Annotated in this window: 24 protein-coding genes; 11 read left to right on the forward strand and 13 right to left on the reverse strand. The window is 74.0% G+C overall.

Features of this window, described 5'->3' with window-relative positions; genetic code table 11:
* Window positions 1-78 precede the first annotated feature (78 nt).
* Entirely contained in the window at window positions 79-1,317 is a 1,239-nt protein-coding gene (locus ACWDD9_RS10840) for a hypothetical protein (protein ID WP_449811403.1), read from the forward strand.
* 49 nt (window positions 1,318-1,366) lie between these two features.
* On the opposite strand, the gene ACWDD9_RS10845 is transcribed toward ACWDD9_RS10840, so the two are convergent.
* The 4 genes from ACWDD9_RS10845 to ACWDD9_RS10860 all read right to left on the reverse strand — a co-directional run bounded on the left by ACWDD9_RS10845 (window position 1,367) and on the right by ACWDD9_RS10860 (window position 6,116).
* Entirely contained in the window at window positions 1,367-1,954 is a 588-nt protein-coding gene (locus ACWDD9_RS10845) for a TMEM165/GDT1 family protein (protein ID WP_049656026.1), read from the reverse strand.
* A gap of 267 nt (window positions 1,955-2,221) precedes the next feature.
* Complete coding sequence (locus tag ACWDD9_RS10850; RefSeq protein WP_074000810.1) at window positions 2,222-3,004, reverse strand: ABC transporter permease; 783 nt, start codon at window positions 3,002-3,004, stop codon at window positions 2,222-2,224.
* Window positions 3,004-4,626 (reverse strand): dolichyl-phosphate-mannose--protein mannosyltransferase, encoded by a 1,623-nt coding sequence (locus ACWDD9_RS10855; protein ID WP_449811404.1) that lies wholly within the window; start codon window positions 4,624-4,626, stop codon window positions 3,004-3,006. The genes ACWDD9_RS10850 and ACWDD9_RS10855 overlap by 1 nt, the downstream gene beginning before the upstream one ends.
* Window positions 4,627-4,814: 188 nt before the next feature.
* Window positions 4,815-6,116: an MFS transporter gene (locus tag ACWDD9_RS10860; RefSeq protein WP_234348552.1), complete on the reverse strand. Its 1,302-nt coding sequence runs from the start codon at window positions 6,114-6,116 to the stop codon at window positions 4,815-4,817.
* 144 nt (window positions 6,117-6,260) lie between these two features.
* Here ACWDD9_RS10860 and ACWDD9_RS10865 point away from each other — a divergent pair, with 144 nt between their 5' ends.
* Window positions 6,261-6,842, forward strand: coding sequence for a MarR family winged helix-turn-helix transcriptional regulator (locus ACWDD9_RS10865; RefSeq protein ID WP_117487528.1), 582 nt, complete (start codon window positions 6,261-6,263; stop codon window positions 6,840-6,842).
* Window positions 6,843-6,962: 120 nt separating this feature from the next.
* Complete coding sequence (locus ACWDD9_RS10870; RefSeq protein WP_449811405.1) at window positions 6,963-7,514, forward strand: hypothetical protein; 552 nt, start codon at window positions 6,963-6,965, stop codon at window positions 7,512-7,514.
* 108 nt (window positions 7,515-7,622) lie between these two features.
* On the opposite strand, the gene ACWDD9_RS10875 is transcribed toward ACWDD9_RS10870, so the two are convergent.
* From ACWDD9_RS10875 to ACWDD9_RS10885, 3 genes are all read right to left on the reverse strand, one after another.
* Window positions 7,623-9,446, reverse strand: coding sequence for a glycosyl hydrolase family 18 protein (locus ACWDD9_RS10875; protein WP_082345988.1), 1,824 nt, complete (start codon window positions 9,444-9,446; stop codon window positions 7,623-7,625).
* A 301-nt stretch (window positions 9,447-9,747) separates the two neighbouring features.
* Window positions 9,748-10,371, reverse strand: coding sequence for an FxLYD domain-containing protein (locus ACWDD9_RS10880; RefSeq protein WP_449811406.1), 624 nt, complete (start codon window positions 10,369-10,371; stop codon window positions 9,748-9,750).
* 137 nt (window positions 10,372-10,508) lie between these two features.
* Window positions 10,509-11,069 carry a DoxX family protein gene (locus ACWDD9_RS10885; RefSeq protein WP_049660922.1) on the reverse strand — a complete coding sequence of 187 codons (561 nt, stop codon included), beginning with the start codon at window positions 11,067-11,069 and terminating at the stop codon, window positions 10,509-10,511.
* A 213-nt stretch (window positions 11,070-11,282) separates the two neighbouring features.
* Between ACWDD9_RS10885 and ACWDD9_RS10890 the strand changes: the two genes are divergently transcribed.
* Window positions 11,283-11,915, forward strand: a complete 633-nt coding sequence (locus ACWDD9_RS10890; protein ID WP_049660921.1) for a MarC family protein — start codon at window positions 11,283-11,285, stop codon at window positions 11,913-11,915.
* Between the two features lie 35 nt (window positions 11,916-11,950).
* Here the strand turns inward: ACWDD9_RS10890 and ACWDD9_RS10895 are convergent, their stop codons facing one another.
* Both ACWDD9_RS10895 and ACWDD9_RS10900 read right to left on the reverse strand, forming a co-directional pair.
* Window positions 11,951-12,490, reverse strand: coding sequence for an NADPH-dependent FMN reductase (locus tag ACWDD9_RS10895; RefSeq protein ID WP_074000809.1), 540 nt, complete (start codon window positions 12,488-12,490; stop codon window positions 11,951-11,953).
* Window positions 12,491-12,580: 90 nt separating this feature from the next.
* A complete protein-coding gene (locus ACWDD9_RS10900; protein WP_234348510.1) occupies window positions 12,581-13,042 on the reverse strand; it encodes an Lrp/AsnC family transcriptional regulator in 462 nt (153 codons plus the stop codon).
* 188 nt (window positions 13,043-13,230) lie between these two features.
* Between ACWDD9_RS10900 and ACWDD9_RS10905 the strand changes: the two genes are divergently transcribed.
* The 3 genes from ACWDD9_RS10905 (at window position 13,231) to ACWDD9_RS10915 (ending at window position 15,984) form a co-directional block, all read left to right on the forward strand.
* Complete coding sequence (locus ACWDD9_RS10905; RefSeq protein WP_449811407.1) at window positions 13,231-14,061, forward strand: tryptophan 2,3-dioxygenase; 831 nt, start codon at window positions 13,231-13,233, stop codon at window positions 14,059-14,061.
* A 56-nt stretch (window positions 14,062-14,117) separates the two neighbouring features.
* On the forward strand, window positions 14,118-15,344 hold the full coding sequence (kynU, locus tag ACWDD9_RS10910) for a kynureninase (protein WP_449811408.1): 1,227 nt from the start codon (window positions 14,118-14,120) through the stop codon (window positions 15,342-15,344).
* Between the two features lie 142 nt (window positions 15,345-15,486).
* Window positions 15,487-15,984: a F0F1 ATP synthase subunit B family protein gene (locus tag ACWDD9_RS10915; protein ID WP_158077659.1), complete on the forward strand. Its 498-nt coding sequence runs from the start codon at window positions 15,487-15,489 to the stop codon at window positions 15,982-15,984.
* A 13-nt stretch (window positions 15,985-15,997) separates the two neighbouring features.
* Here ACWDD9_RS10915 and ACWDD9_RS10920 read toward each other — a convergent pair whose 3' ends face one another.
* On the reverse strand, window positions 15,998-16,942 hold the full coding sequence (locus ACWDD9_RS10920; RefSeq protein WP_449811409.1) for a hypothetical protein: 945 nt from the start codon (window positions 16,940-16,942) through the stop codon (window positions 15,998-16,000).
* 76 nt (window positions 16,943-17,018) lie between these two features.
* Here ACWDD9_RS10920 and ACWDD9_RS10925 point away from each other — a divergent pair, with 76 nt between their 5' ends.
* Window positions 17,019-17,648, forward strand: a complete 630-nt coding sequence (locus ACWDD9_RS10925) for a TetR/AcrR family transcriptional regulator (RefSeq protein ID WP_449811410.1) — start codon at window positions 17,019-17,021, stop codon at window positions 17,646-17,648.
* 123 nt (window positions 17,649-17,771) lie between these two features.
* On the opposite strand, the gene ACWDD9_RS10930 is transcribed toward ACWDD9_RS10925, so the two are convergent.
* Entirely contained in the window at window positions 17,772-19,235 is a 1,464-nt protein-coding gene (locus tag ACWDD9_RS10930) for a choice-of-anchor A family protein (RefSeq protein ID WP_159028540.1), read from the reverse strand.
* A 254-nt stretch (window positions 19,236-19,489) separates the two neighbouring features.
* Here ACWDD9_RS10930 and ACWDD9_RS10935 point away from each other — a divergent pair, with 254 nt between their 5' ends.
* The 3 genes from ACWDD9_RS10935 to ACWDD9_RS10945 all read left to right on the forward strand — a co-directional run bounded on the left by ACWDD9_RS10935 (window position 19,490) and on the right by ACWDD9_RS10945 (window position 21,845).
* A complete protein-coding gene (locus tag ACWDD9_RS10935; protein ID WP_049654833.1) occupies window positions 19,490-20,197 on the forward strand; it encodes a 4'-phosphopantetheinyl transferase family protein in 708 nt (235 codons plus the stop codon).
* A 175-nt stretch (window positions 20,198-20,372) separates the two neighbouring features.
* Entirely contained in the window at window positions 20,373-20,855 is a 483-nt protein-coding gene (locus tag ACWDD9_RS10940; protein ID WP_380664762.1) for a hypothetical protein, read from the forward strand.
* A gap of 120 nt (window positions 20,856-20,975) precedes the next feature.
* Window positions 20,976-21,845, forward strand: coding sequence for a helix-turn-helix domain-containing protein (locus ACWDD9_RS10945; protein ID WP_449811411.1), 870 nt, complete (start codon window positions 20,976-20,978; stop codon window positions 21,843-21,845).
* Here ACWDD9_RS10945 and ACWDD9_RS10950 read toward each other — a convergent pair.
* Window positions 21,842-22,276, reverse strand: coding sequence for a hypothetical protein (locus tag ACWDD9_RS10950; RefSeq protein ID WP_449811412.1), 435 nt, complete (start codon window positions 22,274-22,276; stop codon window positions 21,842-21,844). The two genes, ACWDD9_RS10945 and ACWDD9_RS10950, sit on opposite strands and share 4 nt — an antisense overlap.
* Window positions 22,277-22,414: 138 nt before the next feature.
* Entirely contained in the window at window positions 22,415-23,407 is a 993-nt protein-coding gene (locus ACWDD9_RS10955; protein WP_449811413.1) for an Lrp/AsnC family transcriptional regulator, read from the reverse strand.
* Window positions 23,408-23,464: the final 57 nt, after the last annotated feature.

A 23,464-nucleotide genomic window follows, 5' to 3' on the forward strand; every position in this document is an offset into this window, starting at 1 on the left:
GACTGACCGACGACCGACCGACGACCGACGACCGACGACCGACCGCGAAGTCGACGCGAAACCGAGGAGGACCGGCCGATGCCGGACCAGCACTGCCCGACGTGCGGCACCGCACGCTCCACCGGGTGCGGCTGCGTCCCGGACCCGAGCCTCACCGAGACCGCCGTCCTGCCGCACGTCGAGGGCCCGCCGCTGGTCCGCCCGTACGTTCCGCAGACCGCCGACCAGGTGGCCGACGAGAGCCACCCGAACGCGCCGGTGGTGGACCCGTTCGCGACCACGGTGCTGCCGCCGGTCCCCCCGGGGCAGCCCGCCCCCGGGCAGCCGGCCGCTCCCCCGCTCGGACCGGACGCGGACGCGTACGCCACCACGGTGCTGCCGCCCGTCGCCCCGGGACAGGACCCCTTCGGGTCGGCGCAGGCCCCCTTCGGGTCGGGACAGGCCCCGGCCGGCCCCGGGCAGGACCCGTTCGGCCCGGCCGCCGACGGCTACCCCAGCGCCCACCCCGGCGGCCACGGGGACGCGTACGCCACCACCGTGCTGCCGCCGGTCCCGCCCGCCGGGCCGGGCGGGAACGAGATCGGCCTCTTCGCCTTCGGGCAGGCACCCGGCGCCGGGCAGGGCCCGGACGTCGCGCGGGCCCCGGACGTGCCCGGGCCCGAGGGCGGCGGCCGGGCCGCCAGACGGGCGGCCGAGCAGGCCGAGCGGCGCCCGCTCGCCCAGCGCAAGGGGCTGCTCGCCGGGATCGGCGCCGCCCTGGTCGCGCTCACCATCGGCGTCGCGTACGCGGTGACGCCCTCCGCCGAACCGCCGGCCAAGCAGGCGCAGCCGCTGCCGACGAGCACCCTGGCGCCCGCCCCGGTGGACCCGCCCACCCTGGCGACGCCCGTTCCGACCACGGCGGCGCCGACCAGCGAGGCGCCCAGCCCGACGCCCACCGCCACCCGCAAGCCGAGCCCGACGAAGACGGTCACCCCGCCGCCGACGGCCGCACCGACCACCGAGGCCCCGGCCGCTCCCCCCGCCCCGGCCCCCACGCCGACCGTTCCGCCGGCCCCCTCCCCGACCCCGACGCCCACCACCGCCCCGACCCCGCGCGTGCTGCAGTCCGGGATGAGCGGGCCCGACGTGACCGCCCTCCAGCAGAAGCTCGCCGTCGTCGTCTGCTGGGCGAGCGTGCCGGTGACCGGGGTGTACGACGACACCACCGTGAACACCGTCGGCTACGTCCAGTGGATGTGGGCCGTCAAGGGGGACAAGCGGGGCGTCTTCGGCCCCAACACCCGTGCCGCCCTGGACGCCCACAACAGCTGCTGAGGCCGACAGGCGACACGCGGCGGACGGCGGACGACGGACGACGGACGGATCAGCCGGTGATCGCCCCGAAGATGCTGATGCCCGCCAGCACCACCATGATCGCCGCCGCCACCCGGATGATCAGCTTCATCGGCACGTACTTGAGCAGCTTCTGGCCGCCCACGATGGCGATCCCGCCGACCGCGCACAGCGCCAGCCAGGAGCCGAGGCCGACGGCCAGCGGGTCGGCGTACTTGGCGGCCAGGTTGGCGGTCATGATCTGGGTCAGGTCGCCGAACTCGGCGATCGCGACCACCACGAAGCTGGCCCCGGCCACCTTCCAGAAGCTGTTCGAGGACGGCTCCTTGGCCGCGTGCTCGTCCTCGTCCTCGCCGCCGTGGAACAGCAGCATCGCCGCGCCGACCAGGAACAGCAGGCCGGTGACGCCCTCCACCCAGCGGTGCGGCAGCAGCGAGAGCAGGTGCCCGGCGGCGAGCGCGAGGCCCACCTGGAGGGCGAAGGCGGCGGCGATGCCCGCGAAGACGTAGCTCGCGCGGTACTTGGTGCCGAGCACCAGGCTGGCCAGCGCGGTCTTGTCCGGCAGTTCGGCCAGGAAGATGATGCCGAAGGTCAACGCGGCAACGGTGAGACTCATCAGGGGTTTTCCTCGGTCGGAGGCTGCCCGGCCGCCGCGGCTCCGTCAGGGGACGCTTCGGCCCGACAGCACTGGTCATGGTCACAGCACTGCGGCCGAAGGTCTCGCCGGCACCGTTCATCGAGCGGTGCCCCGGGCGCCGGGCCCCTGGGGGCCAGTATGTCGACGGTCCGGTGGAGGGCTACTCCCCTTCAACGGCCCCAAGCGTACCCGACGGCGTCAACCGACCCCTCTCGGAAGACCGACGAGGGCCGACGGGGACCGCCCCGCCTACCGGCCGCCCCCGTCCGGCTCGACCGCGACCAGCCCGCGCCCGACCAGTTCCAGCACCACCACGATCGCCACCGATTCCACCGCCAGCAACCCGATCAGCACGAACAGCTGCACCGCCCCCGCCTGGACCGGCGAGGACCCGCCCAGCAGCATCCCGACGAACGCCCCGGGCAGGGTGACCAGGCCGACCGTCCGGGTCTGGTCCAGCGCCGGGACGAGCGAGGTCGCCGCCGCCGTCCGGCAGATCTCCAGCCGGGCGTCGCGCTCCTCGAAGCCGAGCGCCAGCGCGGCCTCCACCTCGCCGCGCCGCAGCCGCAGCTCGTCCAGGGCCCGCCGCCCGGCCAGCGAGGTCGCGCTGAGCGCGCCGCCGATCAGGATGCCCGCGACCGGGATGACGGACAGGCCCTCGGCCGGCAGCAGTCCGACGCCCAGCAGCAGGGCGAGCACCGGCAGCACCCCGGCACCGATCGGGGCGGCCGCCCAGACCCAGCCCGGGCCCGGGGTCATCCGCCGGCCGGCGGTGCGCACCGCGACCGAGAACATCACCAGCACGAACAGCGCCGACCACCAGAGCGAACCGACCACCCAGCTGATCACCGCGGCGACGGCCGCCAGCTGCACCACCGCGCGCAGCCCGGCCCGCAGGACGGCGTGCCCGTGGCCGAGCAGGCCCCGCCCGGCCACCGCGACGGCGGCCAGCAGCAGCACGGCGGTGACCACCCCGAGCACCGGGGTGACCGGCAGCAGCTGGCCGCCCGACGCCGCCAGCGGCACCGGCATCAGATCCAGCTGGTGAACCACATCCGGTCCTGCCAGGACGACATCGGGATCACCTCCGCCGTGTACAGCGGGTAGAAGAAGGCGAAGCAGCCGACGATCGCGAGCACGACCGCCCCGGCCCCGATCGCTCCGATCCGGCGGCGCTCGGGGCTGCACCCGGCCGGGCCGAGGATCGCCCCGAGCATCTGGGCGACGGCCAGGCAGAGGAAGGGCACCAGCACGACCATGTAGAAGGAGAAGATCGTCCGCTCCTGGTAGCGGAACCAGGGCAGGTAGACGGCGGCGACCGCGCACAGCACCGCGCCCGAGCGCCAGTCCCGCCGGAAGAACCAGCGCCACAGCAGGTAGACCAGCGCGAAGCAGGCCGCCCACCACAGGAACGGCGTGCCGAGGCCGAGGATCTGCGCCGCGCAGCCGCCCGAGGAGGTGCAGCCGTGCTGCCCGTACGGGATCTGCTCCCAGTACATCGAGACCGGGCGGCCGTCGACCAGCCAGGCGAAGGGGTTGGACTGGTAGGTGTGCGGGGTGCTCAGGCCGGTGTTGAAGTCGTACATCTGCGCGTGGTAGTGCCACAGGCTGCGCAGCGGCGCGGGCACCCAGCCCATCGGGACCTGCGGCAGCGGGATGCCGAGGACGCTGTCCGGGGAGAGCCCGGCGCGCCCGTCGGCCCAGTGCCGGTCGTAGCCGCCCCCGCCGTTGGCGCCGCTGCCTCCGGTGGCCAGCCAGCCGCTCCAGGCGCCGACGTACACCACCACGGCGGAGCCGACCATGGCGAGGAAGGCGGAGACGGCGTCCAGGCGCAGCATGGAGCGCCAGGGGCGGCGGGCGCCGGCCCCGCGGCGGCCGGACTGGTCCCACAGGACGGTCAGGATGCCGAAGGCGGCGAGGATCGGGGCGCCGTTCCACTTGACCGCGCAGGCCGCGCCGACGAACACCCCGGCGGCGATCCGCCAGGGGCGCCAGCCGAGCCGGACGGCGTCGGCGTCGGCCGCCCCGGCGAGCCTGGCGCGGACGTGGTCGCGGTCGACCAGCAGGCTGCCGAAGGACGCGAGCACGAAGAACATCTGGATGCCGTCGAGCAGGCCGACCCGGCTCATCACCAGCTGGAGGCCGTCCACCGCCATCAGCAGCGCGGCGGTGCAGCCGACCAGGGTGGAGCCGAAGAGACGGCGGCCGATCCGGGCGAGCATCAGCACGGCGAGGGTGCCGAGCAGGGCGGTCATGAACCGCCAGCCGAAGGGGTTGAGCCCGAACAGCTGCTCGCCGGTCGCCATCACCCACTTGCCGAGCGGCGGGTGCGCGACGAACTCGGGCGCGGAGCCCAGCGGGATCGACTGCGGGACGGAGAGGATGTCGGCGTTGGCGTGGTCCGGCCAGGTGCCCTCGTAGCCCTGCTGGAGCAGCGACCAGGCGTCCTTGGGGTAGTACGTCTCGTCGAAGACGAAGGCGTTGGGGTGGCCGAGGTTCCAGAACCGCAGCAGGCCGGCGAAGAGCGCGACGGCGATCGGTCCGAGCCAGCCGGAGCGGTCGGCCGCCCAGCGGACCAGGCCCCCGCGCGGGGCCGGGGCCGGGGCGGCGGAGGTCGGGGCCGCCGGTGGGTGCGTGAGCGCCGCTTGCGTCATAGCCTCGCCGATTTCGCCTGTCTGCTCTGCCCGGGGCCTGGCTCCGCCCGGGTCGCGCCGCGCCCGCCGGGGCCGGGCGGTCAACAGCCACTGACACTATGTGGCGGTGCCCGCGAAGCCAAGCGCGACGGGCGCCGACCAGGTGACCTGGTCGGCGCCCGTGACGAACACCCGTGCGGGCCGTTCCGCTACGCGGCGGTCTGCAGTTCCCGGACAGGGACGGCGTGGACCACGGCCGGGGCCGCGTTGTCCTGCTCCGGCGTGAGGTACGGGCGCAGCCTCAGCGCCAGGACGACGATCAGCACCGTGGAGCCCGCCATGGCCGCCAGGTAGAGCGGCCAGGCGCCGGAGCCGACCAGCAGCACGCCGACGGCGGGGCCGACCGCGATCGCGATCTGCTTCACCAGGGAGTACCCGGCGTTGTAGGTGCCGAGCAGCCGGGCCGGGGCGAGGTCCGCGACGATCGGGCCCATGGTGGGCGCGAGCAGCGACTCGCCGACGCCGAAGAGGGCGTAGATCGAGACGATGGCGACCGTGGCGGCCATGGTCTCCGTCCGGATCAGGCCGGCCACCAGGGCCATCGCCCAGGCGCCGAGCCAGACCACGCCGGCCGCGGCCATCGCGGTGGTGCGGCGGCGGCGCGCGGTGATCCGCACCATGAACATCTGCAGCACCACGATGGTCAGCGCGTTGGCGCCGATCGCGAAGCCCAGGGTGGAGGGCGCGGTGCCGACGGTGGAGGTGGCGAAGGCCGCGACACCGGACTCGAACTGGCCGTAGCAGGTGAAGAAGATCAGCCCGGCGAGCAGGCAGAGCCGCAGCATCGCCTTGTCGGCGACCAGGGCGCGCAGGCCGGTCGGGCCGTCTGCCTTCTCGTGGACGGCGGTCAGCTGGACCTTGGATATCCGGGCGGTGCCGGTGACCAGGGCGAGGCCGAGGAACGTCGCCGCCTCGATGGTGAACAGCCGGGTGAGGCTGGCCGGGTCGGACACGTTCACGATCTGCCCGCCGACCAGCGCACCGATGCCCATGCCCAGGTTGACCAGGGTGAACTGGAGCGCGAAGGCACGCGAGCGGGTGGCGGCCGTGGAGCAGCGGACGATCATCGTGGCGAGCGCCGGCTGGCAGGTGGTGACACCCGCGCCGAACAGGAAGGCGGAGACCAGCAGGGCCGGGGTGCCGGTGGCGTGGCCGAAGGCGAACGCGCCGGTGGCGGCGAGCGCCGTACCGGCCAGCAGCACCGGGCGGGGGCCGTACTTGTCGATGCCGCGGCCGATGAACGGGAGGACGGCGAGGGCCGCCAGCGCGAAGAGGGTGAACACCATCCAGGCGACCATCGATCCCAGCCCGCGCACCTGGTCCACGTACACGAACATGTACGGCATCGTGAACCCGCTGCCGAACGCACTGAGTGCGTTGCCGATCTGGACGCGGCGCAGCGGGCCGCCCGCTCCACGCCGCTGCCTCTGCTGCTTCACCGTGCCGGTCACCGTGCACATCCCTTCCTGGTTTCAACTGGATACTCTTAAGTCCAGAAGATTTCAGAGCTAAAGTTTGACGAGATAAAGTCTTAGCACCGGAAGAGTGCGGAGTCAAAGGCTTAAGGAGTGCACGCTCGTGCGACACTGGTCCGCATGACTACGGACAAGCCGCGGCCGGCCGCTGACAAGCCCGCCCCGGCCACCCCCCTGGAGTTCGGCATCGCCGAGCAAGTGGCCCTCTACCAGCGGGAGTTCCCCACGGTCGACCCCCAGGTGGAGACCATCGTGCAGACCCTCAACCGGGTCTCCCGGCGGATGGGCGTGGCGTACGACCGCCAGCTGACTGTGCTCGGAATCACCTCCGCCGAGTGGGAGGTGCTCAAGGCCCTGGTGGTCGCCGGCAGCCCGTACCAGCTGGGGCCGGGCGAGCTGGCCAAGCGGCTCGGGCTCACCCCGGCGGCGATGACGCACCGGATCGACCGGATGGTGGCCGACGGCCTGGTCACCCGGGAGCGGGACGAGAACAACCGGGTGCGGGTGATCATCGAGCTGACCGAGACCGGCCGGGACAAGTGGCTGGAGTCGATGCGGATGGCGGCGGTGTTCGAGGAGGAGCTGCTCCAGGACGTCGCGGGCGAGGACCGCGCCGCGCTCTCCGCGATGCTGGGCCGGATGCTGCGGCGGATCGAGGAGAGCCGGCCGGACGCCCCCGGCCGCACCGCCGGCCAGGCGTAGCCCGGCACTGGGAACACAAAGGAGCCCGGGGCCGGGAACGCGGAGGATCCCGGCCCGCCGGATAGTCGTTAGCTTCCAACCCTTCGATATGAGAATCTGCCTGGCTCTGGAACGATCCTGATGCTCCGTTACCGATTGGGCTCCACCATGCAGATCAAGCGCACCTCCGCCCTGCTCGCCGCCGTCGTCGCGGCCGGACTGGGGCTCACCGCCTGCAACAGCGACGGTTCGCCCACCGCCGCCCCGAGCACCGCCGCGAGCACCCCCGCGGCGGCCGCTCCGACGACCCCGGCCGCCGCATCCTCCGCCCCGGTGTCCGCGCCCTCCGCCCCGGCGACCGGTGCCCCGACCGCCGCTCCGTCCGCTCCGGCGCCGGGCGGGACCGCGCCCGCCACCGCGGTCCAGAACGGCAAGACCAGGCCCGCCGACCTTCCCGCCGACATCCCGCTCCCCACCGGGAAGATCACCACGGTCAACGGCGCTACCGGCGGCTACCTCATCACCTGCGAGGCCACCGACGGCGACCTCGCCGCGTACCAGGCGGCGCTCAAGGCCGCCGGCTTCGAGGTGTCCCCGGTGGGCGACGGTTCGGTCCTCGCCGAGAAGGGCGAGAGCAACCTGCTGATCACCAGCTCGTCGACCACGATCACGGTCACCTACGCCAAGATCTGAGCGGCCCGAAACAGCGGGCGGCCCCGGACGAGGTCATTCCTCGTCCGGGGCCGCCCGCGTTCGGTGCGAGGGTCCGTCAGGCCCCTCGGTCAATCGGTGGTGCGGGTCTCAGCAGGGGCCGTTGTCGGTCCAGACGCCCCACTGGCCGCTCTGGCTCGGGTCGTCGCCCTTGGTCCACCACTTGTTGGTGTAGTAGTGGCCCTTCCACGAGACCTTGGTGCCGCCGGCCGCGTAGGTGGTGTTCGCGTCCCAGCTCGGGGCGGCCGGGCAGGAGGCCGGCGTGGTCGGGGTGCCGGTCGGGGTCCCGGTCGGCGTGCCCGTGGGGGTCCCGGTCGGGGTGCCGGTCGGCGTGCCGGTGGGGGTGCCGGTCGAGGTCGGGGTCGGCGTGCCGGTCGGCGGGGCCGGGCAGGCGGACGCGGAGCCGTTGGTGGCGCTCACCATCTTGTCGAACAGGGCGGTCTTGGTGCCCAGGTCGTACAGCGAGAAGGCGAAGGCGCCGCCGAGGCCGTTGCAGTGCGCGTAGTCGAGCTTGGCCTGGATCGACTTGGCGTCCTCACCGCTCCAGAAGGTGTTGCCGTCGTAGAAGTACGTGGCCTGGGCCGCGTCGTCCCAGAAGGTCTTGGACGGGTTGTCGACGAAGCCCGCGAGCTCCTTGAACATCTGGATGCCGGGGACGTTGCCGGACATCGCCGCGCCGGCCGCCGGCTGGGTGGCGGGCTGGTACAGGCCGTGCTTGCCGTTGTCCTTCACGCCGGTCCAGCCGCGGTAGTAGAACGGCACACCCATGTTGATCTTGTTGGCGGGGAAGCCGCCGGGGATGCCGTACTCCTTGTCGCCGACCGTCCACGCCTTGATGGCGTTGTCGATGGAGTACTTGCCGTTGCCCGGCTTGGCCGGGGTCGACGGGTCGTCCGGGGTCGAGTAGAGCGCGGCCTGGTGGTTGGTCGGCCCCTGGGCGTCCCAGCCGCCGTGCATGTCGTAGGTCATGACGTCGAGGAAGGTCAGGTACTGACCGATCTTGTCGGTCTCGACGTTCATGATCTTGTCCTGGCCGGCGCCGACCGCCGCCGCCAGGGCGTAGGTCTTCTTGTCGGCCGCGCCCTGCGCGTCCAGCTGGGTGCGGAACTCCTTCAGCAGCGCGGTGAAGTTCTGCTTGTCCGCCGGGCTGGAGATGTTGCCGGTGTGGCCGCCGCCGCCCGGGTACTCCCAGTCGATGTCGATGCCGTCGAAGACGCCGGCCGCCGAGCCCGGGCCGCCGAAGCCGGCGTCGGCGGGCAGGTTGCCCTTGATGAACATGTCGATGCAGGACGACACCAGGTGCTTGCGCGAGGCGTCCGTGGCGGAGGCCGGCGAGAAGTACTTGGAGTAGGTCCAACCGCCCAGCGAGAGCAGGACCTTGAGGTTCGGGTTCTTCGCCTTCAGCTTCTTCAGCTGGTTGAAGTTGCCCGCGATCGGCTGGTTCCAGACGTCGCCGACGCCGTCGACCGAGATGTCCGCGCCGAAGCTCTTCTGGTAGTCGGCGAACGCGTCGGCGGCACCGTCACCCGCGTTGGGGTTGTTGTCGTTCGTGTCCGCGGCCTTGGTGGCCTCGAAACACCCCAGGTCGGTCGGGTGGATGTTGGCGAAGTCGTAGATCAGGTAGTCCAGCTTCCCGGCGACGCCGGTGTCCTGGATCGTCTTGGGGTAGTACGCGTTCGCGTAGACCGACCACTGGTCGTAGTAGGCGACCTTGATGCCGCCGCTGGTGGCGGGCGCGCCGGTGGAGTTGGTGGTCGCGGCGTTGGCCGCGGCGCCGCCGGTCAGCGCGAGACCGGCGCCGAGCAGCAGGGAGGCGGTGGTGCCGGCCGCGATGGCGGCCAGGCTCTTGGGGCGGCGTCGGCGGCCGCCCTGCGGAGCCGGGGTCCCGGCCCTTTCAATGCGTGAGCGCAGCATGGGTGCGTGACTCCTGGTTGTGGGGGTACCCGCCGTCCCGGGGGCGCGCGTCCGGGGTGGGGCCGGACGACCGGGACATGACAGGCATGGGTGGGGAATCGAGCGGATCAGACCATGACGGACTACCGGGATGTGCCGAACCGGCGCCGGCAGCACGAGGCCGCCGGCGCCGGTTCAGGGGCTCCCTGCACCTGGGCAATAAAAATGGACTAGACCAACTCGCCCGTCAAGGGGTGCTGTTGGGCCTTGAGCCCCGCTTAAGGTTCCGCACCCGCGCTGAGCTGGGCGGCCGGGTCCAGACTCAATAGCGGACGGCGTTGGCCACCTCGGCCTTGACCGTGCCGGACAGGTCCCGGTTGGCGTGCCCGGTGGCCTGGGCGCTCTGCCCGGCGGCCACGTCCTGGACGGTCACCGCGGTCGCGTCCAGCACCTTGCCGGACTCGTCGGTGAAGTCCAGCTGGATCACGTACCGGTACGACTGCTGCCCGTGGTTGGTGACGGTCAGCGACACCTGCGGCTTGCCGTCCGAACCGGTGCTCACCGCCCCGACCGCGACGTCCCCCTTGGCGTCCAGCCCGCCCTTGATCCCGGCGACGGCCGAGGAGGCCGCCGACACCGCCGCCGAGGCCTGCGCCTCCGCCGAGGCGATCGCCGCACCCGCCCCGCCGGCCACCGAGGCCAGCGCCGAGGCGGCGGAGGCGGCGGCGCTCGCACCCCGCTCCACCGCGGCCGCCGCCCCGGAGGCCACACTGCTCGCACTCTGGCCGGAGGAGCAGCCCGCGAGCACCGCCGCTCCGACCACCGCGGCGACCAACACCCCTGCCACCGCCCGCTGTTGGCGGCGCAGCGGCGGTGCGTCCAGGTCCTGGGCGGTGGCCCTCGGCGGGGTACAGGCCCTCGCGCGGGTGAGCGGCTGGCGGTCCATGCGGTCCCTCGTTTCCGGTCGGCGCCGGGCTGCCCGGCACACCTCCCGGCCCACCCTCCGAGGGCGGGCGGGCCTCCGCCAGCAGGGCTGCTGCCTCCGGGTGAACCGGCCTGCGGGACCCGCCCCCGCGAGGGGCCCTACGAGAGCCCCGAACCCTCCTGCTCGTCCGCCTCCACCGCGGCCCGCTCCTCGCGCAGCCGCACCTGGTGCCGGCGCCGGGCGACCGCGCCGTACGCCCCGGCGGCGCTCGCCACGAAGGCCACCAGCCCGACCCACGGCCGGTCGAAGACGTGGCCGGTCAGGTGGTCCAGCGAGTACCGGCCGGCACCGGCCAGGCCGATCGCCAGCCCGGTCGCGCCGAGGAAGGCCGGGTACTCGTAGCCGCCGGACATCGCGAAGAAGCCGGCCGGGGCGTGCACCGACACCGCGCCCGCCATCGTCCCGGCCACCACCGCGCCGGCCGCCGGGGTGGCCAGCCCGGCCACCAGCAGCGCCCCGCCGCCCGCCTCGCCGAGGCCGGCCGCGAGCGCGCTCTCCCGGGCCGGGTGGAAGCCCATGTGCTCCATGGCCTGGGTGGTGCCCTCCAGGCCGCCGCCCCCGAACCAGCCGAACAGCTTCTGGGTGCCGTGCGCGATCAGCACCCCGCCGACCGCGCCGCGCAGGGCCAGCAGGCCCAGGTCCTTACGGTTCAGGCACATGTCGCATCCTCGCTTCCGCGGCGGGCTGGTCCCGCTCGCTGGCAGTCCTGCCTCCATAGCAACCGAGAGCGCCCGTCCCTTCGAGCCGGGACCGCCATCCGGGCGAATTCGCCCCTGACCAGGAATGGAACGGCCACCGGGGAGATTCACGCCACGCCCGGCCGCGGGGCGTGGCGCCCCGACCGCCCGGGGCCGCGCGGTCATGCTGGGCCCATGTTCGTCTTCAACCTGGGCAGCGCCTTCATCACCTTCTTCGCCGTGGTCGGTCCGCCGAAGACCCTGCTGGCCTTCGCCCGGCTGGCCGGGACCAGGAGCAACCTGGAGCTGCGGCGGCTGGCGGCGCTGTCCACGGCCATCTCGGCGGTGATCGGCCTGGTGCTCGGCTTCGGGGCCGACGAGCTGACCACCCTGTTCCACATCAGCGACCAGTCGCTGCAGCTCGCGGGCGGGGCGATCTTCTTCGTCTACGCCGTCGCGCTGGTCTTCGGCGTCCACCTCGGCTCGGACGGCGAGGAGGACGAGCACCTCGCGAACCCGCTGGTGGACGGCATCCGCGAACTGCTGCTGCCGTACATCGCCAGCCCGCTCGCCATCACGGCCGTCCTGGTCGCCTCGCTCAACCAGGACAACTGGGGCTGGAAGGCCGCCGTCTCCGGGGCGTACGTGGCCGTCGCGGTGATCAACTACCTCTGCGTGGCGGTGCTCGCCCCGCTGATGCGGCGCACCCACCGCACCTCGCTGGAGGTGCTGTCCCGGCTGCTCGGGCTGCTGCTGGCGGCGGTCGGCGTCGAGCTGTTCCTGGAGGGCCTGGCCGGGCTCGGGGTGCACCTGCCGACGGGGCACTGAGCCCGGCCCGCCCTCAACCCCCGCCCGGCCCCCGCTCAGCCCGCCGCGAGCCGGGCCAGCACCCCGCCAATCCGCTCGCGCACCAGCGGGTCGGCGACCAGCCCGTCCGGGCCGACCGCGCCGCGCTCCAGCGGCAGCCGGACGCAGGCCTCGTCCAGCACCGCCGCACCGGTGTAGCCGAGGACGGTGCGCAGGGTGGCCTCGGCCCCCAGGCCGCGGCCCGGGCCGGCGGCGTTGATCCAGCCGGTCGGCTTGTCCGAGATCTCGACCCCGCCGACCGTCCAGTCCAGCAGGTTCTTGAACGCGCCCGGCAGCGTCCCGGCGTACTCGGGGGTGCAGACCAGCAGCGCGTCGGCCGCCCCGATCGCGGCCCGCAGCCCGGCCACCGGCTCCGGCAGCGGGTCGGTGTCGTGGTCCGGGTTGAAGTGCGGCAGCCCGGCCAGGCCCTCGTAGTAGGCGGCCCGCAGGCCCGGGGTGGCGGCCGCCACCGCGGCCGCGGTGCGCAGCACCGTCTCGTTGGTGGAACCGGCCCGCAGGCTCCCGGGCAGCAGCAGGATGTGGCGCTCGTTCGGCATGGCGGGCAACCTACCCCTTGACGTCCGCGTCAGGGCCGGCCGGCCACGGTGCCGCGACCCGACCGCGGCCCGGCGGCAGCCCGGCGGCGCTCAGTGCGGCACCACCGGCCGCCAGGGCACCGGGCTGGAGAGGATCATCGAGCTGGACGGCTGGCCGTAGCCGCCGAGCCGGTCGCACACCGCCTCGAACTCGGCCATCGTCGACACCGCGACCAGCAGCACGCAGCACGCCCCGCCGGTGACCCGGTGCAGCTGGACCACCTCAGGCCAGGTCGGCACCTCCGGGTCGCGCAGCACGCAGCGCGGGCCGTAGCACTGGATCTGGACCAGCGCGGTGATCGGCAGCCCGGCCCGGGTGAGGTCCACGTGGGCGTGGTAGCCGCTGATCACGCCCTCGGACTCCAGCCGGCGGACCCGTTCGGCCACCGCGGGTGCGGACAGGCTCACCCGGCGGGAGAGTTCGTTGTACGAGAGCCGGGCGTCGGCCTGGAGCTCGGCGAGCAGACGGCGGTCGACGGCGTCCAAGGCGGCCTCCCGGGTGGTCGGGATCAAGGGATTTCCATTCGTAAAGCGAATCGGCGGAACGCCTTGCGAACGACAGCTCCGAAGGCGGTTGTGATGCCCGTCGACCATTCAAGCGGGGGGCACCGCCGCCGCACAATGGGCACCCGGTGGAACCCGGCAGTCCGGCCGGTCCACCGGACCGGGCGACGCGGCCCGGAGGATCTGGAGGGATCGGGATGGGGCACGACACGGTGGAGACGCCCAACCTGTCGTTCGGCCGGGGCGGAGCGCCCGGCCGGGGCACCCCGTACGCCGAGTACGTACGCCTGGAGGAACTGCACGGCCTGCAGCACCCGCGCAGCAAGGAGCCGGCCGAGCTGTCGTTCATCGTCACCACCCAGGTGATGGAGCTGCTGTTCGACCTGCTGCGGCACGAGTGGACGCTCGCCCGGCAGGCGCTGCGCGAGGACGACCTGGCCGCCGCCCTGGCCGCGCTGCGCCGGGGCACCCACGTCCAGGACGTGCTGGTGGAGTCCTGGGACCTGCTGGCCACCATGACCCCGCACGAGTTCAACTCCTTCCGCTCGCTGTTCGGCGAGGCCTCCGGCTTCCAGTCCGCCGCCTTCCTGCGGCTGGAGTTCCTGCTCGGCAACAAGAACGCCGCGCTGCTGGCGATGTACGACGGGATGCCCGACACCCGGGCCGAGCTGGCCGAGGCGCTGCGCTCCCCCGGCCTGTACGACGAGGCGCTGGCGCTGCTGGCGCGCCGCGGCCTGGCCCCGAACCCGGCCCCCTCCGAGCAGCGCTACCAGCCGTCCGCGGAGGTCGAGGCGGCCTGGCGGCGGGTGTACACCGAGCCGGAGCTCGCCGCGCTCCGGCCGCTCGGCGAGGCCCTGCTGGACGTGGCCGAGCGGGTCACCCGGTGGCGCCAGCGCCACCTCTCGGCGGTCAAGCGGACCATGGGCGGCAAGCCCGGCTCGGGCGGCTCCAGCGGGCTGACCTGGCTGCGCAAGTCGGCCGAGCAGGACGTCTTCCCGGAGCTGTGGACGATCCGGGACGGGCTGTGACGGGCACAACGGGTACGGAACGGGACGGGCAGAGGATGACGAGGGAGGGACGGGCAATGACCACGCGCGAGGACTGCGCGGCGCTGGACGCCGCCGACCCGCTGGCGGCGTTCCGCAAGGAGTTCGCCCTGCCGGACGGGGTGGTCTACCTGGACGGCAACTCGCTGGGCGCGCTGCCGGCGCGCACGCCCGAGCGGGTGCGCCGGGTGGTCGAGGAGGAGTGGGGCCGGGAGCTGATCCGCAGCTGGAACGACGCCGGCTGGTTCGAGCAGCCGTACCGGCTGGGGCGGCGGATCGCGCCGCTGGTCGGCGCCGCTCCGGCGGAGGTGGTCGTCTGCGACACCACCTCGGTCAACCTGTTCAAGGTGCTGTCGGCCGCGCTGCGGCTGCGCCCGGGCCGGCGCACGGTGCTCGGCGACGCCGAGGCCTTCCCGACCGACCTGTACATCGCCGAGGGCGTGACCGGCCTGGTCGAGGACGCGCGCAGCGCGCTGATCCGCCCCGAGGAGCTGGACCGGCACCTGGACGGGGACGTCGCCGCGGTCGTCCTCTCGCACGTCGACTACCGCACCGGCGAGCTGCTGGACATGCCCGGGATCACCGCCCGGGTGCACGCCGCGGGCGCCCTGATGATCTGGGACGTGTGCCACTCCGTGGGCGCGCTGCCGGTCGGACTCGACGCCGCCGGCGCCGACTTCGCGATCGGCTGCACCTACAAGTACCTGAACGGCGGCCCCGGCTCGCCGGCCTTCCTGTACGTCGCCGAACGGCACCTGGCGGCCGGCCCGCTCCAGCCGCTCAGCGGCTGGTTCGGCCACGCCCGGCCGTTCGCCTTCGAGCCCGGGTACGAGCCGAAGCCGGGCATCGGCCGGTTCCTGACCAGCTCGCCCTCGCTGCTCGGCCAGGCCGCCCTCGGCGCCTCGCTGGACATCTGGGAGCGGGTCGACCTGGCGGAGGTGCGGGCGAAGAGCCTGGCGCTGACCGACCTGTTCGTCTCGCTGACCGAGGGCCTGGACGGCGTCGAGGTGGCGACCCCGCGCGAGCACGCCCGGCGCGGCAGCCAGGTCGCGCTGCGGCACGCCGACGGCTACCCGGTGGTGCAGGCGCTGATCGAGCGCGGGGTGATCGGCGACTTCCGCGCGCCGGACCTGATGCGCTTCGGCTTCACGCCGCTCTACCTGTCGTACACCGAGGTCTGGGACGCGGCCCGGCAGTTGGCCGAGGTGCTGGAGAGCGGCGAGTGGCGGGCGGAGCGCTTCTCCCGCCGGGGCGAGGTGACGTAGCCGGCCGGGAGGGCCGGCCCCCCGGAGCGGCGGCACGACCCGGGGGTCGCCGTGACGCAGCTCATGCCCGGGCCGAGTTCGACCTCCGTCGTCCTTGGGGATGCTCAAGGCTGACGGAACGTCACACCCTGGGGAGGCGTGCGTGAACCTCGAACTCGGCCCGCTCAAGCCCGAACCGGCCCCGCTGCTGCTGGGCCTGGCACTGCTCTTCCTGCTGATGTGGGCGCTCGGCCGCCGTCTGCTCCCGCGGATCGAACGGGTGCAGTCCGAACGCTGGGAGGCCACCGAGGGCCGCGCCGAACGCGCCGAGGCCCTGCTCGCCGAGGCCGAAGCCACTCGGGAGGCCCGGCTGCTGGAGCTGGCCGAGGCACGGCACGAGGCGGCCAGGATCCGGGAGGAGTACGCCGAGCGCGGCGCGGCGGCGATGGTCGCGGCCCGCGCGGAGGGCATCCGCGCCCGGGACGAACTGCTCACCACCGGCCGCGCCCGGATCGCCGCCGACCGGGCCGAGGCGGCCCGCGTGCTGCGGCAGGACGTCGGCGAGCTGGCCGTCGCCCTGGCCGGCCGGGTGATCGGCGAACCGGTGCACGCCGTCGCCGCGCGACGTCGCACGGTGGAGCGCTTCTTCGAGGCGAACTAGCCTCGCCGGAACGTCAGTTCGTCAGCTCATGGACCAGCCCGCGGTAGACCGCGAAGGCCGGCTTGGGCGTGTAGTCGTCGCGCAGCAGGCCGAAGCGCGGGAACAGTCCGGCACCCGCGCTGTCCGCGTCGCGCAGCGCGAAGAACGCGTAACCGGTGACGTGGAGTTCGGCGGCGAGCCCGGCGACCGTCCGGACCACCTCCGCCACCACCTCGGCCTGCCGCGCCTCGCTCCGCCCGGGGCCGGTGGGCCAGCCGTTCTCGCAGATCCGCAGCGGGACGTCCGGCCCGATCCCGGCCCGGGGCAGCGCGTCCCGGCGGAAGCCGGTGAGCACCGCCCGTACCGCGTCGGCGAGTTGGGACGTCGGGACGGGACGGAAGACGTCCGGGAAGAAGTCCAGGCCGACGTAGTCCAGGGCGCGGTGGAAGCGCTCGTCGGCGAGCTCCCCGAGCTCGGTCCAGAAGGTGTCCGCGGGGTCGAAGGAGGGCACCGCGTTGAAGCCGACGGCCAGCCGGTCGAATCCGTGGGCCAGCGCCTCCTCCTTGGCCGCGACCACGCCCTCGACCAGCGCCCGGCGGACGTTCGGGATGCTGCCGTCCACGGGCGGGAGGTCCAGGTTGGGCTCCTCGCAGATCTGGAGCAGGGCGAGGCGGTGCCCCTCGGTCCGGACCGTCCGCCGGACGAAGTCCAGCCAGCCCGCCAACTCCCCGCTCCGCTCCCGGTACTGGACCACCAGGTCGAGCCGGCGGCCCTCGACGGCGTACCGCTCGGGCCGCTCGGGGGTGTGCTCGCCGCCCGGGTACGAGCGGTAGGCGCGGACCAGGAACTCCCCTGCACCGCCCTGGAGTTCGCGCAGGGCGGCGGTGATCAGGGCCGGGTCGTCGGGGCGGGCGGGGGTGATCACGCCGGTGTCGTCGCCCGCCAGCCCGCCGGGATAGATGCCGAAGGTGAAGGTCATGCCGTCACCGTAGCGGATATTTTTGGTGTCACCGCAAGTTTTCAGTGACACCATGATTGGCGGATAGGATCCGGCCATGGGACTTCGCGAACTCAAGAAGCAGCAGACCCGGGAGCTGCTCTCCGACACCGCCATGGGCCTGTTCGCCGAGCGCGGCTTCGACCGGGTCACGGTGGTCGAGGTGGCCCGGGCCGCCGGGGTCTCGCCGAACACGGTCTTCAACTACTTCCCGACCAAGGAGGACCTGTTCTTCGACCGCCAGGAGGAGGTGGTCGCCCACCTGGCCGAGGTGGTCCGGCACCGCCCCCCGGGCAGCTCGGCCGTGGACGCCGTCCGGGCCGACCTGCTGGCGGCCTTCGCGAGCGGCGAGCCGACGGTCGGACTGAACCCGGGGATCGCGGCGTTCTGGCGGATCGTCGAGGACAGCGCCGCCCTGCGGGCCCGACTGCTGGAGCTCGGCGAACGGGCCGAGGCGGCGCTGGCGGCCGCCCTGGCCGAGGAGTCGGGCGCCGCACCGGAGGACCCGCTCCCCCGGGTCGTGGCCGGAGCCGTCGCGGGGGCCCACCGGGCGGTGCTCGGCGAGATCCGGCGGGCCATGGTGGCCGGGGAGCCGGCCGAGGCGGTACGGACCCGGGTCGAGGCGGCGGTGCGGCACGCCTTCGGCCTGCTCGCCTCGGGCCTCACCCGCTACCCGGCCGAGCGGTAGGCGGCCGGACCGGGGGGAAGCCCGCGGCGGCGGGGACGGGAACGGCGCAGGCCGCCCGGTCGGGGTCGACTCGGGCGGCCTGCGCCGCTGTCCGGCTGGTCAGTTCGTCAGCCGTACGGTCCGTCAGCTGTGGCGGCCGCGGCGGCGGGCGGCCAGCACGGCCAGACCGCCGAGGCCGAGCAGGCCGACGCCCGCCAGGCCGAAGACCACCGGGGCGTTGCCCGCACCGGTGGAGGGCAGCTCACCGCCACCGGGGTGCTGGCTGGTCGGCGCCTTGGTCGGGTGGTGACTGGTCGGGCCCGGACCGGCGCTCGACGTCGTCGCACTGGCCGACGGCGAGGTCGGCGCCGGAGAGGTCGGCGCGGGGGACGTCGGGCTCGGCGAGGTCGGGCTCGGCGACGTCGGCGACGGCGACGTGGGAGACGGCGAGGTCGGCGACGGCGACGTCGGACTCGGCGAGGTCGGTGAGGGGGACGTGGGCGAGGGGGACGGCGTCGGCGAGGTCGGCGACGGGCTGGGCGTCACGGCGCAGTCCGGCAGGTCGCCGTCGAACGGGTAGCTGTGGATCTCGTAGCCGCCGGTACCGGTGTGGACCAGGTTGCCCGCCAGGTACACCCGGCCGTTCATGCCCGGCTGGGCGATGGTCGTGGTGCCGCCCGGGTTGCCGGCCATGACCGAGCCCTGGAACTGGGCGCTGCCGAGGATCTGCGCCGAGGTCGCGGTCGGGAAGTTGTACATCAGCTTCGAGCGCATGTCGGTGGTCTGGTCCCCGGCCAGGCCGGTGCCGGTGTAGGTGTTGATGATCGGACTGTCCCCGAGCATGTTCACCACGACGGTGGCGCCGGCCGGGATGTTGTTGAAGACCAGGCCGATCTGCCCGCCGGACGGCGAGGCGAGGTTCTGGGTGACGTTGAAGACCTGCTTCATGCTGGTCCCGTCACCGGTGAAGGTCGCCTGGCTCGGGGAGATGTCGACGGTGCCGGTCGCGGTGGCCCGGCCGACGCAGTCGGAGACCTCCTCGATCTGGGTCAGCACCGACTGGTAGGGCGCGGCCGCGTTCGGGTCCTGGATCGACTCGCCGGTGGGGTCGATGTTCACGGTGCCGGTGACGGAGCCCGCGTGGCGCAGGTTGCCGAAGGCCGGGCCGTGCGAGTCGCTGCCGCCGATCAGGATCGCGTTGCCGGTCAGCACGTCGACGTTGCCGCCGGTGGTCACGAAGTCGCTGCCGTTCGGCGGCACCACGCGCGAGCCGACGCCGACGACGCCCATGTTGTAGATGCCGCCGCCGTTCTTGTCGACGGTCAGGTTCCCCAGCGTGACGATCTTGCCCTCGGCCTCCGCGGCGCGGCCGGTCACCGTGTAGTCGCCGCCGGTGAAGACGTTGATGGTGGCGTCGCGGCCGGGGAAGTCGCCGTTGTTGGGCGGCGGCCAGGTGGCGGGGCAGTCGGGCCCCGAGCAGGCGCCCAGCGGCGGGGCCAGCGGGGCGGCGGAACCGACCGTCAGCACCGCGGCCAGCGGCAGCGCGGTGAGGGCGGTCGCCACCGCCACCCGGACGGCCCGGCGCCGTCGTGTGGCCGGTGTTCTCACGGCGGTCGTTCTGTGATCCGGCGAACCGGTGGCCTGACCCATCGACAATTCCTCCGTGCATGAGAAAAGGACAGGCCTGGACGACCTGCCATGTTCCGTGCCATCTGCTGGTGATCTCACAGATCCGGGACATCCAACCCCAAAACGGACCATCCGCACTTTACAGACCCTCAGATCGGATCCGAAATTCATCCGTACGGAGCAGCGCTTCCTCGGGCGGGCGCCGACGGACGGCAAGGCCCTAGGTTGGAGGCATGACCACCGAGGCCCAGGAACAGAGCGCGCCGCTCGTCGCCGTCGCGTCCGCCGACGCCGTACTGCGGCACCCCGAGGCGGGCGAGCACCTGCTGACCGCCATGGAGCGGGAGCGCGCCGCACGCTTCCGGCACGAGTCCGGGCGGACCGACTTCACCGCCGGCCACGTCCTGGTCCGGCTCTGCGCCGCCCGGCTGCTCGGCGTACCGGTGGCCGGCCTCGTCCTCGCCCAGCAGTGCCCGGACTGCGGGCTCGCCGACCACGGCAAGCCCTACCTGCCGGACCACCCCGGGGTGCACGTGAGCCTGTCGCACACCCGGGGCGTGGTCGCGGCCGGCGCCGGGTTCCAGCCGGTCGGGGTCGACGTCGAGCTGTCCACCCGGGGCGGCTCGCTGCGCTCGGTCGCCCGCCGGGTGCTCGCCCCGGCCGAGCTCGCCCTGGTCGAGGCCGACCCGGAGCCGGAGCGGGCGTTCCTGCGGCTCTGGGTGCGCAAGGAGTCGCTGATCAAGATCGGGCGGGCCACCCTGGACACCCTCGGACGGGTCGACCTCTCCGCCCTGCCGCTGACCGTCCCGCCGGGCGCCCCGCTGCGCAGCCGGTACGAGGACCTGCACCTGCTCGACTGGACCGACCCGGAGCACGCCGCCGCCGTCGCGGCCGTCAGCACCGCCCCGCCCCGGATCGTGGAGCTCACGGCGGCCGGCTGAGCGAAGGGGGCGGGGCGCCGGGCATCGGCGGGCTCCGGCGGCGGGCTCCGGCGCCCACCCGCGCGGTGGGCCGGTGAATAAGCGGTGTTAGCGTGCCTGGTCGTGGGCCCGCCGATCGCGTGCGCCCCGCCCCCAGCCGACCAGCTGCCCACCGGATTCAAGAGGGTGCCCCGCCATGGCCAAGTTCCTGCTGAGCCTGCACGTCCTCGTGTCGGTCCTGTTCATAGGCCCGGTCGCGGTGGCCGTCAGCATGTTCCCGCGCCGGGCGAAGGCCGCGCTGGCGGGCGGACCGGACCGGGCCTCCGACGCCGGCGTGCTGCGGGTGCTGCACCGGATCACCCAGGTCTACGCGCTGCTCGGGGTCGCGGTGCCGGTGCTGGGCATCGGCCTGGCCCAGGTGATGGACGTGCTCGGGCAGTCCTGGGTGATCGTCTCGATGGTGCTGACCGCGATCGCCGCGCTCTCCCTCCTGCTCTTCGTGCTGCCCGGCCAGCAGGCCGCCGTGGACGCGCTCGAACTCGACCCGTCGGACGAGCAGCACGCCAAGGCCGTCGGCGGCCTGAAGCTGCTGCCGATGACCGCCGGGGTGTTCAACCTGCTGTGGGCCGTGGTCGTGGTGCTCATGGTCATCCGCCCGGGGTCCAGCACCGGCGTCTGAGCCCCGGATCCCCCGGGCTCTGATCCCCCAGCCCTGATCCCCCGGGCCCCGGGCTCCTTGTCGCCTGGTCCCCCGCGCCCCCTCCCGCCGACCGGGGTGGTTCGAGTACCGTCCTGGGCCATGACGATCATGGCGGGCATGGGCAGCCCGACGGGAACCGGCGTCGGTCCGCTGCTGCGCGGCTGGCGGGTACGACGGCAGCTCAGCCAGCTGCAACTGGCACTGCGGGCGGACTCCTCGGCCCGCCACCTCAGCTTCGTCGAGAACGGCCGCTCCCGCCCCAGCCGGGAGCTGGTGCTGCGGCTGGCCGAGGAGCTGGACGTCCCGGTGCGCGAGCGCAACGCCCTGCTGCTGGCGGCCGGTTACGCCCCGCACTACCCCGAGACACCGCTGGACGACCCGTCGATGGCCGCGCTGCGCGGCGGGCTGGAGCGGCTGCTGGCCGCCCACGACCCGTACCCGGCGGTCGTGGTCGACGGGTCCTTCCGGGTGCTGGCGGCCAACCGCTCGCTCGGACTGCTCCTGGACGGCGTCGCCCCGCACCTGCTGGAGCCGCCGTTCAACGCGATCCGGATCACCCTGCACCCGGACGGGCTCGCGCCGCGCATCGTCAACCTGCGGCAGTGGCGGCGGCACCTGCTGGAGCGGATGGAGCGGCAGCTGGAGCTGGTCCGCGCCGAGCCGCTGCGCCGACTGTACGAGGAGGTCCGCGGCTACCCCGAACCGGCCGGCGACCCGGCGGACGAGCCGGCCGACGACCGGGTGGACGGGCCGGCCGCGTACGGGTCCCCGTTCGCGCTGCCGCTGCGGATCCGGTACGAGGAGCGGGTGCTCTCCTTCCTCTCCACCATCGCGACCTTCAACACGCCGCTGGACGTCACCGTCTCCGAGCTGGCCATGGAGACCTTCCTGCCGGCCGACGCGGAGACGGTGCGGTTCCTGCAGTCCGTGGTCGGCCCCGAGCGTCAGGTCGTGCCCGACACGCCTTAGCCCTGCTGCCGGGCCCGGCGCCGCAGGGCGGTGAACTGGAGGACGGCGAACAGGGCCACCGCCGCGGCCTGCACCGGGATCCAGACGAACCCGGCGGTGGTCGGCTCCAGCCACGCCTCCATCGCGACCAGGCTGAGCACCACCCAGGCCAGGTTGACGCCGATCACCGCCCGCACCCCCGGCCCCGGCGGCTGCCGCCGGGCGGCCAGCGCGCCGACCGCGAGGGCGTACCCGAGGAGGAGCAGCCCGACCTCGACCAGGGTGGTGCGGCCCGCGCCGAGCAGTTCGCCGAGCGAACCGGAGAAGGCCAGGTAGGCCAGGCCGTTGCCGCCGGTCACCAGGGCGTCCAGGGTCAGGGCGCCGCGCACCGTCCACGGCGACAAGACGGAACCGGGCCGGGCGGGGCTGAGGGTGTTCGCGTGGGCGGACATGGCGGATCGCCTCCTGTCGGGGGTGGGCCCCGGGACCGTGGCGGCCGCACCGGGTGCCCCCACCCTGCCCGGCCCGGCGGCGGGCGTCGATTACCCCGCAGGTAAGGGCGGGCGCCCGCACGGGCACGGGCACCCGGGCTAGGGCCGCCCGGGCGGCTGCCGGAGCAGGACGCCCGCCCGCTTCACCGCGCGGGCGGTGATGGTGGTCTCCGCCCGGGTGACGCCGAGCGGGCCGAGGGTGTCGGTGAGGAAGCGGTACAGCTCGCCGTGGTCCGGGCAGAACACCGTGGCCAGCAGGTTGGCCGGGCCGCTGGTGGCGAACACCCCGTGCACCCGCGGGTGGCGGGCCAGCACCGTGCCGACCTCGGCGATCCGGCCGGGCGGCACGTCCAGCCAGAGGTTGGCGTCCACGGCCAGGCCGAGCAGCCGCGGGTCCACGGTGGCGTGGGTGCGCAGCAGCCCAGCCTCGTCCAGCCGGTGGAGCCGGCGGCGCACCGTGGACTCGGGCGCGCCCACCGCCGCGGCCAGTACGGCGTGGGACTGCCGGGCGTCCTCGCCGAGCCGCTCCAGCAGCGCGCGGTCGAGATCGTCCAGCGGCGGGGGCTCGGCGGGGCGCGGGACGGCGGGCCGGGCGAGCGCGGCGGCCTCCTCCCCGGTCAGGTACCCGGCCCGCCACTGCCCGGCGTCGGCGAAGGCGTGCAGCACCGCGTGGGTGGTGGTCTCGGTGACGGCGCCGGTCGCGGGCAGCTGCCCGTACAGCAGCCGGTCGCGGGAGCCGGCGTCGGTGAGCACCACGGCCCCGACCTCGTGGCCGCCGAGCATCACGTCGACGAACGGCACGTCGGGGCGGTCGGCGAGGGCCCGCGCGATGGCGTCCACCCGGCCGCTCAGCACCCGGACCCGCAGCAGCAGCGCGCCCACGGCGGCGTCCTCGACGTCCGGCAGCCGGACCACCCGCAGCACCCCGGCCTGCCGCATCCGGCCCAGCCGGCGGGTGACCGTCCGGGCGGAGACGCCCAGCACCTCGGCGATCCGGCCGGGCTCGGCCCGTCCGTCCACCTGGAGGGCGCACACCAGGCGGCGGTCGAGGGCGTCCAGCACGCTGTCCGGATCGGCGGTGGAGAGGTCCATGGTGTCCGATCCCCGCCACTTCCGGCGGCTGCTGCGTCCTCTTCGGCAGCCCCGACG

The sequence above is a fragment of the Kitasatospora sp. NPDC001119 genome, from assembly GCF_053598475.1.

Bases quoted from the DNA above. Each gene is read 5' to 3' on its own strand.
- ACWDD9_RS10840 (WP_449811403.1), top strand. From the start codon at position 79: ATGCCGGACCAGCACTGCCCGACGTGCGGCACCGCACGCTCCACCGGG.
- ACWDD9_RS10850 (WP_074000810.1), bottom strand. From the start codon at position 3,004: ATGCCGGTGCCGCTGGCGGCGTCGGGCGGCCAGCTGCTGCCGGTCACC.
- ACWDD9_RS10855 (WP_449811404.1), bottom strand. From the start codon at position 4,626: ATGACGCAAGCGGCGCTCACGCACCCACCGGCGGCCCCGACCTCCGCC.
- ACWDD9_RS10865 (WP_117487528.1), top strand. From the start codon at position 6,261: ATGACTACGGACAAGCCGCGGCCGGCCGCTGACAAGCCCGCCCCGGCC.
- ACWDD9_RS10870 (WP_449811405.1), top strand. From the start codon at position 6,963: ATGCTCCGTTACCGATTGGGCTCCACCATGCAGATCAAGCGCACCTCC.
- ACWDD9_RS10875 (WP_082345988.1), bottom strand. From the start codon at position 9,446: ATGCTGCGCTCACGCATTGAAAGGGCCGGGACCCCGGCTCCGCAGGGC.
- ACWDD9_RS10880 (WP_449811406.1), bottom strand. From the start codon at position 10,371: ATGGACCGCCAGCCGCTCACCCGCGCGAGGGCCTGTACCCCGCCGAGG.
- ACWDD9_RS10885 (WP_049660922.1), bottom strand. From the start codon at position 11,069: ATGTGCCTGAACCGTAAGGACCTGGGCCTGCTGGCCCTGCGCGGCGCG.
- ACWDD9_RS10890 (WP_049660921.1), top strand. From the start codon at position 11,283: ATGTTCGTCTTCAACCTGGGCAGCGCCTTCATCACCTTCTTCGCCGTG.
- ACWDD9_RS10895 (WP_074000809.1), bottom strand. From the start codon at position 12,490: ATGCCGAACGAGCGCCACATCCTGCTGCTGCCCGGGAGCCTGCGGGCC.
- ACWDD9_RS10905 (WP_449811407.1), top strand. From the start codon at position 13,231: ATGGGGCACGACACGGTGGAGACGCCCAACCTGTCGTTCGGCCGGGGC.
- kynU (WP_449811408.1), top strand. From the start codon at position 14,118: ATGACCACGCGCGAGGACTGCGCGGCGCTGGACGCCGCCGACCCGCTG.
- ACWDD9_RS10920 (WP_449811409.1), bottom strand. From the start codon at position 16,942: ATGACCTTCACCTTCGGCATCTATCCCGGCGGGCTGGCGGGCGACGAC.
- ACWDD9_RS10925 (WP_449811410.1), top strand. From the start codon at position 17,019: ATGGGACTTCGCGAACTCAAGAAGCAGCAGACCCGGGAGCTGCTCTCC.
- ACWDD9_RS10935 (WP_049654833.1), top strand. From the start codon at position 19,490: ATGACCACCGAGGCCCAGGAACAGAGCGCGCCGCTCGTCGCCGTCGCG.
- ACWDD9_RS10940 (WP_380664762.1), top strand. From the start codon at position 20,373: ATGGCCAAGTTCCTGCTGAGCCTGCACGTCCTCGTGTCGGTCCTGTTC.
- ACWDD9_RS10945 (WP_449811411.1), top strand. From the start codon at position 20,976: ATGACGATCATGGCGGGCATGGGCAGCCCGACGGGAACCGGCGTCGGT.
- ACWDD9_RS10950 (WP_449811412.1), bottom strand. From the start codon at position 22,276: ATGTCCGCCCACGCGAACACCCTCAGCCCCGCCCGGCCCGGTTCCGTC.
- ACWDD9_RS10955 (WP_449811413.1), bottom strand. From the start codon at position 23,407: ATGGACCTCTCCACCGCCGATCCGGACAGCGTGCTGGACGCCCTCGAC.